Consider the following 16,094-nt stretch of genomic DNA (forward strand, 5'->3'; position numbering starts at 1 on the left):
TTGCCAGGGCGTCCGGCCCAGTGCCCGCTTCCCACCCATGCAGCCGCAGCCACGGGCGTTCGGGGGCCGAGCTCCCCTACCAGTCCCGTGGCCGAACGCGCTGGTTACCGACCTGACTTGCGTTTCTTGCGGGCGGCGTACTTCGCATCCCTAGCTGCCTTGCGTTCTGCCTCAGTAAGTTCGGCAGGCGCAGAGGCCGCCTTGGCCTCGGCAGCGGCGGCGCGGGCGGCTTTCTCGGCTTCCGCGGCCTCCAGGCGAGCTTGCTTTGCGGCGTTGCGCTTTTCTTCTCGGGCCGCTTCGCGAGCTTCCGCCTCCGCGCGACGCCGGGCCAGCTCGGCTTCATCGACCGGAGGCCGCGCCTTGAGCTTGGCCAGGGCGTCTTCCCGGGCCTTCTGGGACGCCGCGCGGCGTTCGTTGAAATCGAGTTCTTTGAAACCAGCCATCTTCTTATCCTAAAATTTGCAGGTCAGCCCTGAAGACCATGCGCGAGCACGGACAGAGCGCTTTTGACCCAATTGTGGGCGTGGCGGCTTAAACCGCCCCTGCCCTACTTCCCTTCGGTGAACGGCACCGGCTGTTCACCGACCTGGCAGACCATCAGCTTATCGATCTTGCGGCCGTCCATATCGACGACCTCAAACCGCCAGCCTTGGTCTTCGAACCATTCGCCTTCATGCGGTAGCCGCTTGAGCACCGAGAGGACATACCCTGCGGCGGTGGCAAATTCACGGTCTTCCGAGAGTTCGAGGCCGAGCCGCTCGGCCAAGACGTCCGCCGCCATCGCGCCGGCGATCAGCAACGAGCCGTCGTCGCGTTCGACCACGTCGGGATCGTCGCCTTCGTCTTGGTGACTGGCGAAGCTGCCGGCAATAGCGCGCAGCAGGTCCGCCGGGGTGACGATGCCTTCGAGATGACCGTATTCGTCATGCACCATGGCCATGGCCGTGCCGGATTGCTGGAGCATGCGCAGCGCGTCCATCGCGTCGAGCTGGTCGGGGACGACCTCGGTTTTGCGAACGAGGTCATGCAGCTGGACCGGTTCTCCGGCGAGCATGCGGGCGAGGATGTCGCGCACTTTGACCACGCCGATCATCTTTTCCGGCGAGCCTTCGGCCACGGGAAGCAGCGAATGCGGCGATTCGGCGAGAGTTTCGCGAATTTCTTCTTCGCCGGCGGCTACGTCGAGCCAATCGATCTCGGTCCGCGGCGTCATCAGTTCGCGCACCGGCCGGTTGGCCAGGCGCATGACGCCGGAGAGGATTGCCCGCTCCTCCTCTTCAATCACGCCCGAATGCGTGGCCTCGGCGAAGAGCATGTGCAGCTCTTCCGCGGTGACGCCATGCTCGCCGCGATGGCGCACGCCGAGCAGGCGCATGATTAGGTTTGACGACCGGTCGAGCAGCCACACGAACGGAGCGGCGACCTTGGCGAGGATCGCCATCGGTCGTGACATGTAGATCGCGATCGGCACGGCGGCCCGCAAAGCGAATTGCTTGGGCACCAGCTCGCCCACCACCAGGCTGAAATAGGTCGTCAGCGCGATGACCAGGACAAAGCCGGCCTCTTCGGCGGTGTCCGCTGGGACGCCTAGCCCCGCGAGCCAGTCTCCCACCGGGCCGCCAAAGGTCGAGCCCGAATAGGCACCTGCGATGATGCCCACGAGCGTGATGCCGATCTGCACCGTGGAGAGGAACTTGCCCGGGTCAGCCGCGAGCGCGAGCGCTGTCTTCGCGCCCTTGCTGCCGCGGTCCGCCGCCACGCGCAACCGCGCAGGCCGCGCCGAGACGATGGCAAGCTCCGACATCGAGAAGACCCCGTTGATCAGGATCAGCGCGATCAGGATAGTCAGATCGGACCAGGGGAATGCCGCCATTTGTCCCGCGCAGCTAGCAGATCGCGCCTCGTCCCGAAACCCGGCACGAGGGACTTGTGGAACGCCGGGCGCGGCAAGGCGTTTCAGATGCCATCATTCCCTGCACTCGCGGCCTCCCGCCGCGAACCATCCAACCGAAACCATCATGAGGAAATCCCGATGAATACGTCGCGCATTCTTGTCTCCGGTCTTGCGGCCGTCTCGCTGGTCAGCCTCTCCGCCTGCGTCACCGACCCGAACACCGGAGAGCAGCATGTTTCCCGCACCGCCATCGGCGGCGTGGGCGGTGCGGGCCTCGGCTACCTGCTCGGCAGTGTAATCGGCGGCAAGACCGCGCGCATCGTCGGCGCAGGCATTGGCGGCGTGGCCGGCGGCGTGATCGGCTATCAGCTCGACCAGCAGATCAAGGAACTGGACGAAGCGACCGCCGGCAGCGGCGTCGACGTCAGTGAGACCCCCGACGGGCAGGGCATCCTGGTCAGTCTGCCGGACGTGACCTTCGCGGTCGATTCGGCCACTATCAGCCCGAGCTTCCGCGCCGCGCTCGATCAAGTCGCGCAGAGCCTGCAGAAGTACCCCAACAGCTTGGTCGACGTGATGGGCCACACCGATTCCACCGGTTCGGACGCCCATAACCAGGACCTCTCGCGTCGCCGTGCCGAATCGGTCGCGGGTTACCTCACCATGCGCGGCGTCCCGAGTTCGCGCCTGGCGACGATCGGCTACGGCGAGCAATACCCGATCGCCGACAACGCCACTGAAGAAGGCCGCGCCCGCAACCGCCGCGTCGAAATCCGCATCACCCCGGTGAGCCAGGATGACGTGAAACAGGCGCGCTAGGCCGCCGAATACTTCGCAGCGCGCTCCGCCAGTCGCTCCACCGCCGCGCGGTGGATGGCGGGCGCGCTGACGAGGACACCAAACGCACGCGGATCGCGCTTGTTATAGCTGAGCGCACGCCCGAAAGCGTCCGACACCGCTGCCCCTGCCTCCCGAGCGATCAGGGTGGCCGCGGCCACGTCCCATTCGTAACCCCAGCGCAGAGTGGCGAGGAGATCGGCCTGGTCGTCCGCAACCATGGCGATGCGCAAGGCGATCGAATTAGGCCGATCGACCATCGACAGGTCCTGGTCTTCTGGCGGGAGCGTGAACGCCGGAACGCGCGCGCCCGGCAGCTCCGGCCGCGTGCTGGCAGAGAGGCGGCGGCCGTTGAGCCAGGCGCCCTGCCCTGCCGTCGCAGTCCAGGTCTCCTGCCGCGCGGGGGCTTCGAGCACGCCGATCAGCGGTTTGCCGGCACTGACCAGCGCTACCGATACAGCCCAACCTGGCCGCCCCGCGATGAAGTCACGCGTGCCGTCGACGGGATCGACCAGCCAGCAGAGGCCGCGTGCGAGCCGCTCGGGATGATCGACCGACTCTTCCGACAGCCAGCCCGCCGAGGGCAGCAGCGCGCAGAGCTCTCGCCGCAGAAAGGCATCGACCTCGAGGTCGGCCTGGCAGATCGGGCTGTCGTCGTACTTGCTCCAGCTCTTCACTTCGTTCCCGGCGCCGGGCCACAGGCGCATCGCCATGCGGCCCGCTTCGCGGCAAATTTCGGTGAGTCTGTCGTGATCGAGCATGCCGGGCCAACTGGACATGGCGCGAAGGGTTTGCAAGCGCGGCAAGCAATGCTTATGCGCGCCGCAGCGCATTTCCCGACTCCCGGAAGGCTGATCTCCAGATGAACATTCACGAATACCAGGCCAAGGAACTGCTGGCGAAGTTTGGCATCGCCGTCCCCGCAGGTCACGCAGCCCTCAACGCGGAAGAAGCCGTCGCGGCTGCCCGCCAGCTCCCCGGGCCGCTCTACGTCGTTAAGGCGCAGATCCACGCCGGCGGACGCGGCAAGGGCAAGTTCACCGAACTCCCGGCCGATGCCAAGGGCGGCGTGCGACTGGCCAAGTCGATCGAAGAGGTCGACGCCAATGCCCGCGAGATGCTCGGCAACACCCTGGTGACGATCCAGACCGGCGCCGCCGGCAAGCAGGTCAACCGCCTCTACGTGACCGACGGCGTCGACATCGCGAAGGAATTCTACCTTTCCATGCTGGTCGACCGGAAGAGCGGCCGCATCGCCATGATCGTTTCGACCGAAGGCGGCATGGACATCGAAACCGTGGCGCACGACACGCCCGAGAAGATCACCACCATCGTGATCGACCCGGCGACCGGCTTCATGCCGCACCACGGCCGCTCGGTGGCTTTCGCGCTCAAGCTCTCGGGCGATCTCGCCAAGGCAGCGCAGAAGCTCTCGGCCCAGCTCTACGAAGCGTTCAAGACGCTCGACTGTGCCATGATTGAGATCAACCCCTTGGTCGAAACGGTCGACGGCCGCCTGCTGGTGCTCGACGCCAAGATGAGCTTCGATTCGAACGCGCTCTATCGCCACCCCGATGTCGAAGCCCTGCGCGACGAGACCGAGGAAGACCCGATGGAGATCGAGGCGTCCAAGCACGACCTCGCCTACATCAAGCTCGACGGCGACATCGGCTGCATGGTCAACGGCGCGGGCCTGGCCATGGCGACGATGGACATCATCAAGCTCAACGGCGCCTTCCCGGCCAACTTCCTCGACGTGGGCGGCGGCGCCACGAAGGAGAAGGTCACCGCGGCGTTCAAGATCATCCTGTCCGACCCCGCGGTGAAGGGCATCCTGGTCAACATCTTCGGCGGCATCATGCGCTGCGACATCATCGCCGACGGCATCGTCGCGGCGGCGAAGGACGTGAACCTCTCGGTTCCGCTGGTCGTGCGCCTCGAAGGGACGAACGTGCAGCTGGGCAAGGACATCCTCGCCAATTCGGGCCTGCCGATCATCGCTGCCGACGACCTCGGTGACGCGGCGAAGAAGATCGTCGCCGAAGTGAAGCAGGCCGCCTGATCTTGACGGCCCGAGCTTGACCCTTGGCGCAACAAGCGCGATGATTGGCGAAATATTATTACGCGCACGCTCGTGCGCTGGAGGATGGCTATGAAGGTCCTCGTGCCCGTTAAGCGGGTGATCGACTACAATGTCCGCCCGCGAGTGAAAGCGGACGGCAGCGGGGTCGACCTCGCCAACGTCAAGATGAGCATGAACCCGTTCGACGAGATCGCCGTCGAAGAGGCGATCCGCCTCAAGGAAAAGGGCCATGCGGAAGAGATCATCGCGGTCTCGATCGGGCCGGCCAAGGCACAAGAAACTTTGCGCACGGCGCTAGCGATGGGCGCCGACCGGGCGATCCTGGTCGAGACCGACGACGCCGTCGAACCGCTTGCCGTGGCCAAGATCCTCAAGGCGATCGTCGATGAGGAACAGCCGGGCCTGGTCGTGATGGGCAAGCAGGCGATCGACGACGACAGCAACCAGACCGGCCAGATGCTCGCCGCCCTCACGGGACGGCCGCAGGGCACTTTCGCCAGCAAGGTCGAGATCGAAGGCGACAAGGTCACCGTGATCCGCGAGGTCGACGGCGGGCTTGAGACCGTGAAGCTCAGCCTCCCCGCGATCGTCACCACCGACTTGCGCCTCAACGAGCCGCGCTATGCTTCGCTGCCGAACATCATGAAGGCCAAGAAGAAGCCGCTCGACGTGAAGCCGGCCGCCGATTTCGGCGTGGACCTCACTCCGCGGCTCAAGGTGCTCAAGGTCGCCGAACCGCCGGTGCGTCAGGCAGGCGTACAGGTAGGCTCGGTGGATGAACTGGTGGCCAAGCTCAAGGCATTGGGATTCGTAGCATGACGGCGTTGGTTTTGGTCGAACACGCAGGCGGCGCGGTCCATGACGCGACGCTCGCCGCCGTAACCGCCGCTGCCAAGTTCGGCGGCGTCCACGCGCTCGTGACCGGCGACAGTGCCGAGGCCAAGGCTGCAGCTGAAGCCGCGGCCAAGATCGCGGGCGTCGAGAAAGTGCTCGTCGCCGGCGGCCCGGCTTATGCCGGGTCCCTCCCGGAAAATGTCGCCCCGCTCGCCGCGCAGTTGATGGCTGGCTACGACGCGTTCGTCGCCCCAGCGACGACCACCGGCAAGAACATCGCCCCGCGCGTCGCTGCTCTGCTCGACGTGATGCAGCTGTCGGAAGTGATCGGCATTGAGGGCGAACGCACGTTCACCCGCCCGATTTACGCCGGCAACGCCATCGCCACGGTGGAAAGCTCGGACGCAAAGCTGGTCCTTACTGTCCGCGCCACGGCGTTCGACAAGGCTGCCGCTGACGGCGGCTCCGCTTCGATCGAGGACGTTGCCGGCCCCGGCGACGCCGGCCTCTCGCAGTTCGTCGGTCTCGATGCCTCGAAGAGCGAGCGACCCGAGCTGACCAGCGCCGGGATCGTCGTTTCGGGCGGCCGCGCTCTCAAGGACGCGGCGACCTTCGAACAGCTCATCGTCCCCCTCGCCGACAAGCTCGGTGCAGCTGTCGGCGCTAGCCGCGCGGCGGTGGACGCAGGCTATATCTCGAACGACTTCCAGGTCGGCCAGACCGGCAAGATCGTCGCACCCGCGCTCTACATCGCCGTCGGCATTTCCGGCGCGATCCAGCACTTGGCGGGGATGAAGGATTCCAAGACCATCGTCGCCATCAACAAGGATGCCGACGCGCCGATCTTCCAGGTCGCCGACATCGGCCTGGTCGGCGATCTGTTCACGATCGTGCCGGAGCTGACGCAGAAGCTTTGAGCCGGATTGCACGAGGGACACGAGCGTCATAGATTTCCCTCACTCGGGGGGGGGAATCGCATGAACAACGCGACGCTATTGGCCGGCGCCTTATGCTTGGCCGCTTCGTCCAGTGCGCAAGGCGCGAGCAGGCGCGAACCGCTGATCCTGCAGCCCACATCCGAATGGGTGCTGGACTATGCCCCCGAGCGCTGCACGCTTCTGCGTGAATACGGCGAGAACGATCAGAAGCTGAAGCTTCGGGTCGATTCATTCGGTTCGTGGGTGTCCTTTCGCGTTACCGTTTCCGGAAAGCTGGTGCCCAAGTCATTTGGACCAGTGGGCGACCTGTCGGTCCGGCTTACTCACGATGAACGAGAGCGTGCGCGCCGAGCCTTCTTTGGCAAAGCGGGGTCACAGCCGGCTGCCTTCTTCGGCCTGGATTTCGTTCCCCTGGAATGGCTGAAGTACGACGAAGGCGCCGAAGAAAGGACGCTGCCTGATTACCTTTCCGACCCCGCGCTGAAGGAGTTCGAAAGGAATACCACCGACATGCTGATCGAATTCGCCAGCGGCAAGAAGGTCGATCTGCGCTTTTCGGAGATGAGCCGGCCCCTCAAGGCCTTGCGCGACTGCATCGACAACTTGCACCAAGCATGGGGTCTAGATCCAGACCGTGAAAAGTTGCTCAGCAAAAGGGCCCGCCCCACCGACCAGACCGTCAAGGCCATGCAGCGGCACTTCCCGAACGACATGGTTTGGAGCGGCAGGAACGGCTACATCCCGGTCAGAATAATGGTCGATGCGCAGGGGAACGGCTCCGACTGCGTGGTCCAAACCGACAAAGTCGAAGAGTCCTTCAGGGAGGCGGTATGCGAGGGCCTGTCAAAGACCTTCGAACCCGCGCTCGACCAGTCCGGCACGCCGGTCGCCAGCGTATTTCGCACGGCGGTGATCTACCTGATCGGATAGGGCCGGCCTCGGCCAGGAGTCGCAGTTGCGCGGTGTGACTTCCGCTCTTAAAGGCAGTTTATTGGGGGGTTACAATGAGATCGACGCTGATGGTGGCCGGTGCGCTGTGTGTGCTTCAGGAAGGTGTGGCGCAGGCGCAGAGCGCTTTGCAGTTGGCTCCGTCGGAGGAGTGGGAACTCGGCAGCGGTGCTGAAAGCTGCTGGATATCCCGGCGTTTCGGTGAAGACGACAAGGGTCTCTTTGTCAGGGTCGAGAACTTTGGAACCGGCTCGAGGCTCAGGGTCTTCATGCGCGGCAAACCGCTGCCGCAGCGGGACAGCGGAATTCTCGAGTTTCAGACGCGATACAGTCCGAATGGCATCGCCAATGATCGACTGGGGATACTGAATCGGTCGGGCAATGCGCCGACCTTGACCTATCTCGAGGCCCTGACCCAGCGTGAGGGCACGAGTGGGACCGGTGATCCTGCGGAGGACGCATATGCCGGCCTCGAGCCCGCAACGAATGAGCTTGAACTGATCTTCAGTCGCGGCGCGCCGGTCGCGCTTCAGTTTGGCTCCATGGCGACGCCGCTGGACCGCCTGCAAGAGTGTGCTGCCGGCCTGCCCGCGAAATGGGGTTTCGACATCGAACAGCAGCGTGCGCTGAGCCGTCCTGCGATGCCCATCGATCAGGGCCAATGGATCGATTCTGGAACTTTCCCTTGGGAATACTTGCGCAATTACCAGAGCGTCGTGGTTCATCTCAGGCTTCGGGTCGACGATCAGGGAATGCCTACCGATTGCGTCGTCCAGGCGCCGCAATTCGAGCGGGCGGCCTCAGAAATCGCCTGCCGTTCGATCATGGCCAGCGCCCGGTTCGAACCGGCCCTCGATGCAGAGGGCGAGCCCGTGGCGAGCTATTTCACGACCTCGATCTTCTACAAGACCAAGCGCCGCAACGGGAACTGACCAGATTGCAGGCAAGCATTTGTCTCCAATTGTCGCACCCCTTCGACACGGCTTGCATCTCAGCGCGTCCGAAATAGTCTCTCCTCCGGGATTGGAGAGGATTGCGATGAGGAAGTTTCTTTCAGCGTGCTCGCTGCTGGGGTTGATCGTGGCTCCGGCGGTTCAGGCGCAGGATGCAGCGGTGTTCAAGCCGAAGGGCGCATGGACCGCAGATTACGGTGACGACTATTGCCGCCTGGTTCGCACATTCAGCGACGGGACCGATGAGCTCAGCCTGGCGCTCGAGCGGGTCCAGCCGGGCACCGACGTGCGGATGATCTTTGTCGGCGGGGGGCTCAGCCCCTACCGCGGTGCCGACGCGATCGGCTATCAGTTCGGCCCTGCGGGTGCCGCGGCGAAGACGGGTTATGTCAAATCGTCGACGCCGGACGGGAAGCAGTTCATGAGCTTCAACCCGGTGGCCTTGGCACCACCGCAGATGGGGCCGGGGGCCGGACCGGGAGCGCCGATGCCCGCGTTCGACCCAACCAAGCCGTTCGTTCCGCCGCCTTACAATCGCACCAAGGAACAGGAAGCCGCGACGGGCATCAGCACAATCGCGCTGAGCGACGGTCTGACTTCCCCGGTCAAGATCGAGACGGGCTCGCTGCGTGCGCCGATGGCAGCCATGCAGAATTGTGCCGATGACCTGCTCAAGGTCTGGGGTCTCGATCCCGAGCAGCACAAGACCATGACTGCGCCAGTAGCGCTCGTCCCCAACCCCCAGGGCGTTCTGCCGCAAGGCACGATCCCGTTTTCCGAGTTCGGCAAGCTGTCCGGCGGCGGAAACCAGGTTCGCGTGATCGTAGGGGCGGATGGCAAGCCGACCGCGTGCAAGATCTACTCGCCGGTGCTCTCGGAATCGCTCAACGGCAAGATCTGCAACCTGGTGATGGAAAAGGCCGCGTTCGTCCCAGCCAAGGACGCCGGCGGCCAGGCGATGGCGAGCTACTGGATGGGCAGCCCAATGTTCCTCGGCCCCCCGTTCCCGGGCGGTCGGCGCTAACTGCGCAGTCCTAGCCGGGGAGCCGCTCGAACAGGCGAACTTCTCCGCCATCAGGCAACTGGGCTTCGCGGATTGGCGTGAAGCCCAGCTTGGCCGCAAGCCGTATCGAGGGCTCGTTTCCCGGTTCGATCATGCACACGATCCGGCGCGGCCCATATTCGCGGCTGAACCAGTCGAACACCGCGGTCATTGCCTCGTGGGCGAGACCGCGGCCGACTTGGTCATGGCGCAGAATCCAGCCGGCTTCGGGCTGATCGTCGAAGTCCGGGCCGAGCCCGCGCAAGGTGTGGAATACGCCGCAATTGCCGATGATCTCGCCCTCCTCGCGCAAGCGCACCGTGAAAGCCCCGTAGCCGTAGAGCAGCCAACTCCCGGCATTGCGGCAGAAGCGCGCGAAGTGGTCCGCGGGCCCCTTGTGCGCAGCGAGGTATCGGGCGGTTTCTTCGTTCGAGACGATTGCCATGTTTGCGGCAAAATCGCTCACCACTGGCGGGCGCAGTTCCAGCCTGGACGTCTTCAGTACGGGCATCGTCACAGCCACTGCGAAAGCGCGTGGATGGCCACGCCGACCAGACCGCCAACGAGGGTGCCGTTGATACGGATGAACTGCAGATCGCGCCCAACTGCCCGCTCCAGCCGGTTGGTCAGGGTGCGAGCATCCCAGCGCCGCACGGTTTCGGACACGAGCTGGACGATCTGCGTACCATAGCGGGTGGAAATGCCGACGACGGTGCGCCTTGCGAAGCGGTTGACCTGCCACTGCAGCGCCGGGTCCTGCTGCAGCGCCTTGCCCAGTTCCGATAGCGCTCCGCCAAGCTGCCCGGCGAGAGCCGCGTCGGGATTGCGGGCCATGTCGATCAAGGAATGGCGCAGCTTCTCCCACACACCCATCCACCATTGGCCCACGGCAGGATTGGCCAGAATGTCGCGCTTCACCGCCTCGACTTTCTCACGCGTTTCGGGATCGTGCACGAGATCGTGGGCGAGCTTCTCGAGGGACTCCTCCACCGTCTTGCGCAGCGGGTGATCGGGATTGACTGCCACTTCGGCGAGCAGGCGGTAGAGCCCGTCGAGTACCGAGTTTGCCAGTCGTTCGTCGAGGCCGGTCCAGCGCAGCACCGCATTGGCGCGGGCGTGGATCATCTCCCGCACCATGTCTTCGTTGCGCTCCAGCGCGACGCCGGCCCAGTGGATGAAGCCGTCGAGCAAGGGCTTGTGCCGCCCGTCGGCGATCGCAGCGGACAGGACGCTGCCGAGCAAGGGCGAGACATCGATCCGCTCTGCCTGGCGAACCAGGCCGGCCTTGACCTGGTTGCCGAGGCGTTCGGGGTCGAGCGTCTCCAACAGCTCTGCGAGCAGTCCCGCGGCACCTTCGCTGATGCGGCCCCGCCCATCGGCGGGGCGCGAGACCAGGAAGTCCCCCAGCGCCTTGGCGAGATTCATGTCGCGCATGCGCCGCGCGACAACCGTGGGGATCAGGAAATTGGTCCGCAGGAACCCGGCCATCGTATCGGCGATCCGGTCCTTGTTGGCCGGGATGATCGCGGTGTGCGGGATCGGGATGCCGAACGGATGGCGGAACAGCGCGGTCACCGCGAACCAATCGGCCATGCCGCCGATCATGCCCGCTTCGGCAAAGGCGCGGACATAACCCCAGGCCGGGTGCACGCCTTCGAACTGCTTGGCGACGACGAAGATCGCCGCCATCAACACCAGTAGCAGTGTCGCGGTTATCCGCATGGTCCGGGCGCGGTCGACGGGTAGAGCCGCCTTGGCCTGTACGGCTTCCACGGGCCTAGGCGCCGGCAGGGCCGGGACCTGGCCCTCCAGCGGGCCGGGAGCCTTACTCGGCGGGATAGGCCTCCGGCGGGTGAGGCAGGTTGTCGCCAGCCTTGTAGGTCAGCAGCTTGTCGCGCAGCCACGGGCCGAGGCGCTTCTCAAGGCCATCGGCCAGGCTGAAGCCCGCCGGCACGATGACCAGCGTCAGCAGAGTGGAGAGCAGCAAGCCGCCGATCACCGTCGTACCCATCGGCGCGCGCCAGGCAGCGTCGCCCGACAGCGACAGGGCCGTCGGGATCATGCCCGCGGTCATCGCCACGGTGGTCATCAGGATCGGCTGGGCACGCTTGTGTCCGGCGTCGATAATGGCCTCTTTCTTCGGCACGCCGTTAGCCATCTCTTCGATCGCGAAGTCGATCAGCAGGATCGAGTTCTTGGCCACGATGCCGAGCAGCATGAGCAGCCCGATATAGACCGAGATCGAAATCGGTTGCCCGAGCGCGGCGATGGCGATCAATCCGCCCAGCGGCGCGAGCAGCAGCGAGGTCATGTTCACCAGCGGCGACACGAAGCGACGATAGAGCAGGACCAGCACCGCGAAGACCATCAGGATGCCGCTGATCACGGCGATGATGAAGTTCTGGATCAGCTCCTGCTGCCACTTCTCGTCACCGACCGGAGCATTGGACACGCCCTGCGGCAGGTTCTTCATGATCGGCAGCGCGTAGATGGCGTCCTGAACCGGACCCTTCACTTCGCCAGGTCCGAGGTCCGCACCAACGAAGATACGGCGGGTCTGGTTGAAGCGCTGGATCTGCGTCGGGCCGGCACCGAAGCTGATTTCGGCCACGCGGCTGAGCGGGACCGAGCCGCCGGCCGACATCGGCACCGGCAGGTTCTCGATCGTCGAGATGTCGCGGCGGGCCGTCTTGTCGAGCACGACGCGGATCGGCACCTGGCGATCGCTTAGCGAGAACTTGGCCGCGTTCTGGTCGATCTCGCCCATGGTGGCGATGCGGATTGCCTGGCTCAGCGCCGAAGTGGTGACGCCGAGTTGGGCGGCCAGATCGAGCCGCGGGGTAATGATAAGCTCCGGCCGCTGCAGGTCGGCTGCGATGCGCGGCGCAACGACGCCCTTCACGCCCTGCATCTGTTCGACCAGCGTCTGCGCGGTACGCTGCAGGAGTAGCGGATCCGAACCGGTCAGCATGATCGAGATGTCGCGCCCGGTACCGCCGCCGCCTTGCCCGGCAAAGGTGACCCGCGCATCGGGCACCTTCTGCAGCTCGGGCATCACGCGCCGCTGAAATTCATAGCTCGGCACAGCGCGGTCAGACTTGAGCACGATGAACAGGCGCGCATTGCCTTCGTTGATGCGCTCGAGGATCCGCTCGACCTCGGGCTGCTTGTGCATGATCGCCGTCACCTGGTCGGCCACGACTTCGGTCTGCTCGATAGTCGTACCCGGAACCATCTCGATAGTGAGCTGGCTGGTGTCTTCGTCCGTCGTCGGCTGGAATTGCTGCGGAATGGTCATCAGCAGCACGATCGTCAGCCCAAGCGCGCCCAGGCCGCCCAGGAACATCCAGAACCGGTGATCGCGCGTCCGCGACTTCATCCGCCCCACGAAGTACTCGTGCCAGTCGGCAAACCGATCGCCGAACATGTTGGCAATCATGCGAATCACGGTCCGGAGTACGAGGGCTGCCACCACCGCGGCCACGAGCTTCAATACCAGGACGCCCCAGCTCGGCAGCGTATCTGCGGGAATGACCAGGCCACCATAGGCGAACACGGCATAGAGCACCGCGACGAGAAGCGCGGCGAACACGATCTCGATCAGATAGTACCAGGCGTGGCCCGGCACCGGCTGTAGCCGAGCGCGATAGGCTTCGACCTTTTCTTCGTTGAGCGTCCAGGTCAGGAGCTTGAGGTAGCGCGCCATAAGCGGGCCGCCCGCGTGGTCCGCGTGACCCTTGGCCTTGAGGAAATAAGCCGCGATCATCGGCGTGATCATACGCGCGACGGCAAGGCTCATGATCACCGCGGAGACCACGGTCAGGCCGAAGTTCTTGAAGAACTGGCCCGAAATGCCGGGCATCAAGCCAACGGGCAGGAACACCGCAACGATCGACATGGTGGTCGCAACCACCGCGAGGCCGATCTCATCCGCCGCGTCGATCGAGGCCTGATAGGCGCTCTTACCCATTCGCATATGGCGCACGATGTTCTCGATCTCGACGATCGCATCGTCGACCAGCACACCTGCCACGAGGCTTAGCGCCAGCAGCGACAGCTCGTTGAGCGTGAAGCCGAGCATGTCCATGAACCAGAAGGTCGGGATCGCCGAAAGCGGGATCGCCATCGCCGAGATAACGGTTGCCCGCCAGTCGCGCAGGAACAGGAACACCACGATGACGGCGAGGATCGAGCCTTCGATCATCGCTTCCATCGAGCTGACGTACTGTTCCTTGGTATAGTCGACGCTGGTGTAGAGCTGCGTGAAGCGTATCCCCGGGTTTTCCTTCTGGATATTCTTCATTTCCGCGATCGCGGCGTCGTAAACCGTGACGTCGGAAGCGCCCTTGGCCCGCTCGATACCGAAGGTCACCACCTGGCGACCGGACAACTTGGCGATCGAGGTCTGTTCGGAATAGCCGTCGAACACGTCGGCGATGTCGTCCAAGCGGATCGACCGGCCGCCGCTCAGGCTGATGCGGGTATTGGCCAGCTGCAGCGCCGTTTCGGCATTGCCGAGAACGCGGACCGACTGGCGCGAGCCAGCGATCTCGGCCGCGCCGCCGGCGGCATCGGTGTTGACCTGACGCACCGCCTGATTGACCTGCGAGGCGGTGACTCCCATCGCCTGCATCCGGGCCGGATCGAGCACCACGCGAATTTCGCGGTCGACGCCGCCAGCGCGGCTCACCGCGGCCATGCCGGGGAGCGAGAGCAGACGGCGGGAAATCTGATCGTCGATGAACCAGCTGAGCTGCTCCATCGTCATGTCGTCGGCACTGACCGCGAAATAGCCGATCGGCCCGCTACCACCGATTTCGACCTTGGACACGAACGGTTCGAGAATGCCGTCGGGCAAGTCGCTGCGAACCTGGTCGACCGCGTTCTTGACCTCGTTCACGGCTTCGTTCGAATCGGTGCCGATCACGAACTGGACCATGGTGTTGCTGCTGCCCTCGCGGGCAGTGGACTGGATTTCGTCCACCCCGTTGACCGAGCGCACGGCGGCTTCGATCTTCTGGGTGATCTGGGTCTCGATCTCGGTCGGGGCGGCGCCCGGCTGGCTGATCGTGACGTTGACGGCCGGGAAGTCGATATCCGGGCTGCCGTTAACGTCCATGCGGCTGAACGAGACCAGCCCAGCCAGGGTCAGGCCGATGAAAAGAACTATCGGGACGATCGGGTTACGGATCGACCATGCGGAGATATTCCGGAAGTTCATTGAGCGGGTGCCTGATTGCCCCTGTTCACGGCGACAGCTTTGACCTTGTCACCGGGATTGAGGAAGCCGCCGGCACGTTCGACCACCTTTTCCGAGCCGCTCAGGCCGGAAGTGATGGTGATCCCCTGTTCCGTGACCACCCCGGTCGTGACCGCGCGTCGTTCGACACGGCTGTCCTTGTTCACGACGAAGACGTAGCTGCCCTTGTCGTCGGTTTGGATGGCGCTTTCAGGCAGGCGCGGCGCAATGACCTGGCCGCGCGAGATCTGCGCCGAAGCGAAGCCGCCCGGACGGATCGCCTGATCGTAGGGCAGGGCAATGCGGGCGACACCTTGGCGATTCTGCGCATCGATGACCGGGGCAAGCTGCCAGATCTGGCCGGCAAAGCTCTTGCCGCTGCCGACCGGCGTGACGGTGGCCGGCGAACCGACCGTGACCGCGGAAAGATCGCTTTCGCTGAGGTTGGCGAGCAGTTCCATCTGACCGCCGCGGGCGATCGAGAACAGCACACCCGAGCCGCTGCCGACGACTTGCGCGGGCTCGACATTGCGTTCGAGCACCAGGCCGGCGTCAGGCGCGACGATGTTGAGGCGTGCGTTGCGGGCCAGCAGCTCGCGATATTGGGCTTCGGCCACCTTGACCCGAGCCCGCGCGGCGTCACGCGTGGCGGTCAGGCGGTCAACGTCGGCCTTGCTGATGAAACCGCGATCGACGAGCTGCAGCGCGCGATCGAGATTGGACTGGGCGAGCTGGGCGTCGGCCTTCGCGACATCGACCGAAGCGGCTGAACTATGGGCCTGTTCGGTCTGCACCGAGCGATCGATCACGGCCAGCACTTGTCCGGCGCCGACCCAGTCGCCCGGCTCGACCAGAACGCTGACGACACGGCCGCCTTCGCCGACCACACCGACAGGAAGTTCGCGGCGGGCAGCCAGCGTTCCAGTGGCGTTGATCGTTCCGGCCACGGCCGACCGGCCCGGTGCAACGACAGTCACCGTCGGCACTTGTTCGCCATCGGGAGCCGGGAACGGGGATTCTTCTTCCCCACCCATCAGCGCCACGGCAGCGCCGATCAGCAGCGCGGCGAGCACAAGGACCGCAACAATCGTCCAGCGCTTACGCGTACGGCGCGAGCCGCTATCGAAATCCTCAACTTGCACTTCGGGAGCGCCGCTGAGATCCGCAACTTTCGCTTCGTAGTTCATCAGCGCATCAGCCTTGTAGCTTCAACCCACGCTTTTGCGGGCGAGGCCATACCATGTTTATTGCCGCAGCGCACCGGGAGCCTGCGGCTTGTCGCGTGCCGCATAGACGCCCACGCGCTGCACCGCAACGTACCGCTCC

At 64.8% G+C, this 16,094-nt stretch carries 14 protein-coding genes; 7 read left to right on the forward strand and 7 right to left on the reverse strand.

Going from position 1 to position 16,094, the window contains the following annotated elements:
* Positions 1–104 precede the first annotated feature (104 nt).
* Both ASD76_RS13170 and ASD76_RS13175 read right to left on the reverse strand, forming a co-directional pair.
* The gene (locus ASD76_RS13170; RefSeq protein ID WP_055923708.1) at positions 105–443 is read right to left on the reverse strand and encodes a DUF6481 family protein; all 339 of its coding nucleotides are present in this window, start codon (positions 441–443) and stop codon (positions 105–107) included.
* Between the two features lie 104 nt (positions 444–547).
* Positions 548–1,873 (reverse strand): hemolysin family protein, encoded by a 1,326-nt coding sequence (locus ASD76_RS13175; RefSeq protein WP_055923711.1) that lies wholly within the window; start codon positions 1,871–1,873, stop codon positions 548–550.
* A gap of 159 nt (positions 1,874–2,032) precedes the next feature.
* On the opposite strand from ASD76_RS13175, the gene ASD76_RS13180 reads away from it, so the two are divergent.
* Positions 2,033–2,713: an OmpA family protein gene (locus ASD76_RS13180; protein WP_055923714.1), complete on the forward strand. Its 681-nt coding sequence runs from the start codon at positions 2,033–2,035 to the stop codon at positions 2,711–2,713.
* Here the strand turns inward: ASD76_RS13180 and ASD76_RS13185 are convergent.
* Positions 2,710–3,492, reverse strand: coding sequence for a 3'(2'),5'-bisphosphate nucleotidase CysQ (locus ASD76_RS13185; RefSeq protein ID WP_055923717.1), 783 nt, complete (start codon positions 3,490–3,492; stop codon positions 2,710–2,712). The two genes, ASD76_RS13180 and ASD76_RS13185, sit on opposite strands and share 4 nt — an antisense overlap.
* Before the next feature lie 101 nt (positions 3,493–3,593).
* On the opposite strand from ASD76_RS13185, the gene sucC reads away from it, so the two are divergent.
* The 6 genes from sucC (at position 3,594) to ASD76_RS13215 (ending at position 9,511) form a co-directional block, all read left to right on the forward strand.
* Positions 3,594–4,793 carry an ADP-forming succinate--CoA ligase subunit beta gene (gene sucC / locus ASD76_RS13190; protein ID WP_055923721.1) on the forward strand — a complete coding sequence of 400 codons (1,200 nt, stop codon included), beginning with the start codon at positions 3,594–3,596 and terminating at the stop codon, positions 4,791–4,793.
* 90 nt (positions 4,794–4,883) lie between these two features.
* Positions 4,884–5,633 carry an electron transfer flavoprotein subunit beta/FixA family protein gene (locus ASD76_RS13195; RefSeq protein WP_055923724.1) on the forward strand — a complete coding sequence of 250 codons (750 nt, stop codon included), beginning with the start codon at positions 4,884–4,886 and terminating at the stop codon, positions 5,631–5,633.
* Complete coding sequence (locus ASD76_RS13200) at positions 5,630–6,565, forward strand: electron transfer flavoprotein subunit alpha/FixB family protein (RefSeq protein WP_055923727.1); 936 nt, start codon at positions 5,630–5,632, stop codon at positions 6,563–6,565. The genes ASD76_RS13195 and ASD76_RS13200 overlap by 4 nt, the downstream gene beginning before the upstream one ends.
* A gap of 60 nt (positions 6,566–6,625) precedes the next feature.
* Positions 6,626–7,516: a hypothetical protein gene (locus ASD76_RS13205; protein ID WP_055923730.1), complete on the forward strand. Its 891-nt coding sequence runs from the start codon at positions 6,626–6,628 to the stop codon at positions 7,514–7,516.
* Between the two features lie 74 nt (positions 7,517–7,590).
* Complete coding sequence (locus ASD76_RS13210; RefSeq protein WP_156457720.1) at positions 7,591–8,466, forward strand: hypothetical protein; 876 nt, start codon at positions 7,591–7,593, stop codon at positions 8,464–8,466.
* A gap of 106 nt (positions 8,467–8,572) precedes the next feature.
* Positions 8,573–9,511, forward strand: coding sequence for a hypothetical protein (locus ASD76_RS13215; protein ID WP_055923735.1), 939 nt, complete (start codon positions 8,573–8,575; stop codon positions 9,509–9,511).
* A gap of 10 nt (positions 9,512–9,521) precedes the next feature.
* On the opposite strand, the gene ASD76_RS13220 is transcribed toward ASD76_RS13215, so the two are convergent.
* The 4 genes from ASD76_RS13220 to ASD76_RS13235 form a co-directional block, all read right to left on the reverse strand.
* Positions 9,522–10,040: a GNAT family N-acetyltransferase gene (locus tag ASD76_RS13220; RefSeq protein ID WP_200943105.1), complete on the reverse strand. Its 519-nt coding sequence runs from the start codon at positions 10,038–10,040 to the stop codon at positions 9,522–9,524.
* Between the two features lie 2 nt (positions 10,041–10,042).
* Complete coding sequence (locus ASD76_RS13225; protein ID WP_055923738.1) at positions 10,043–11,251, reverse strand: DUF445 domain-containing protein; 1,209 nt, start codon at positions 11,249–11,251, stop codon at positions 10,043–10,045.
* Between the two features lie 103 nt (positions 11,252–11,354).
* Complete coding sequence (locus ASD76_RS13230; protein WP_055923741.1) at positions 11,355–14,750, reverse strand: efflux RND transporter permease subunit; 3,396 nt, start codon at positions 14,748–14,750, stop codon at positions 11,355–11,357.
* Positions 14,747–15,955: an efflux RND transporter periplasmic adaptor subunit gene (locus ASD76_RS13235; protein ID WP_055923744.1), complete on the reverse strand. Its 1,209-nt coding sequence runs from the start codon at positions 15,953–15,955 to the stop codon at positions 14,747–14,749. Before ASD76_RS13235 ends, ASD76_RS13230 begins: the two co-directional genes overlap by 4 nt.
* Positions 15,956–16,094 lie beyond the last annotated feature (139 nt).

Origin of the sequence: Altererythrobacter sp. Root672, from assembly GCF_001427865.1 — a bacterium.
Classification (GTDB): domain Bacteria; phylum Pseudomonadota; class Alphaproteobacteria; order Sphingomonadales; family Sphingomonadaceae; genus Croceibacterium_A.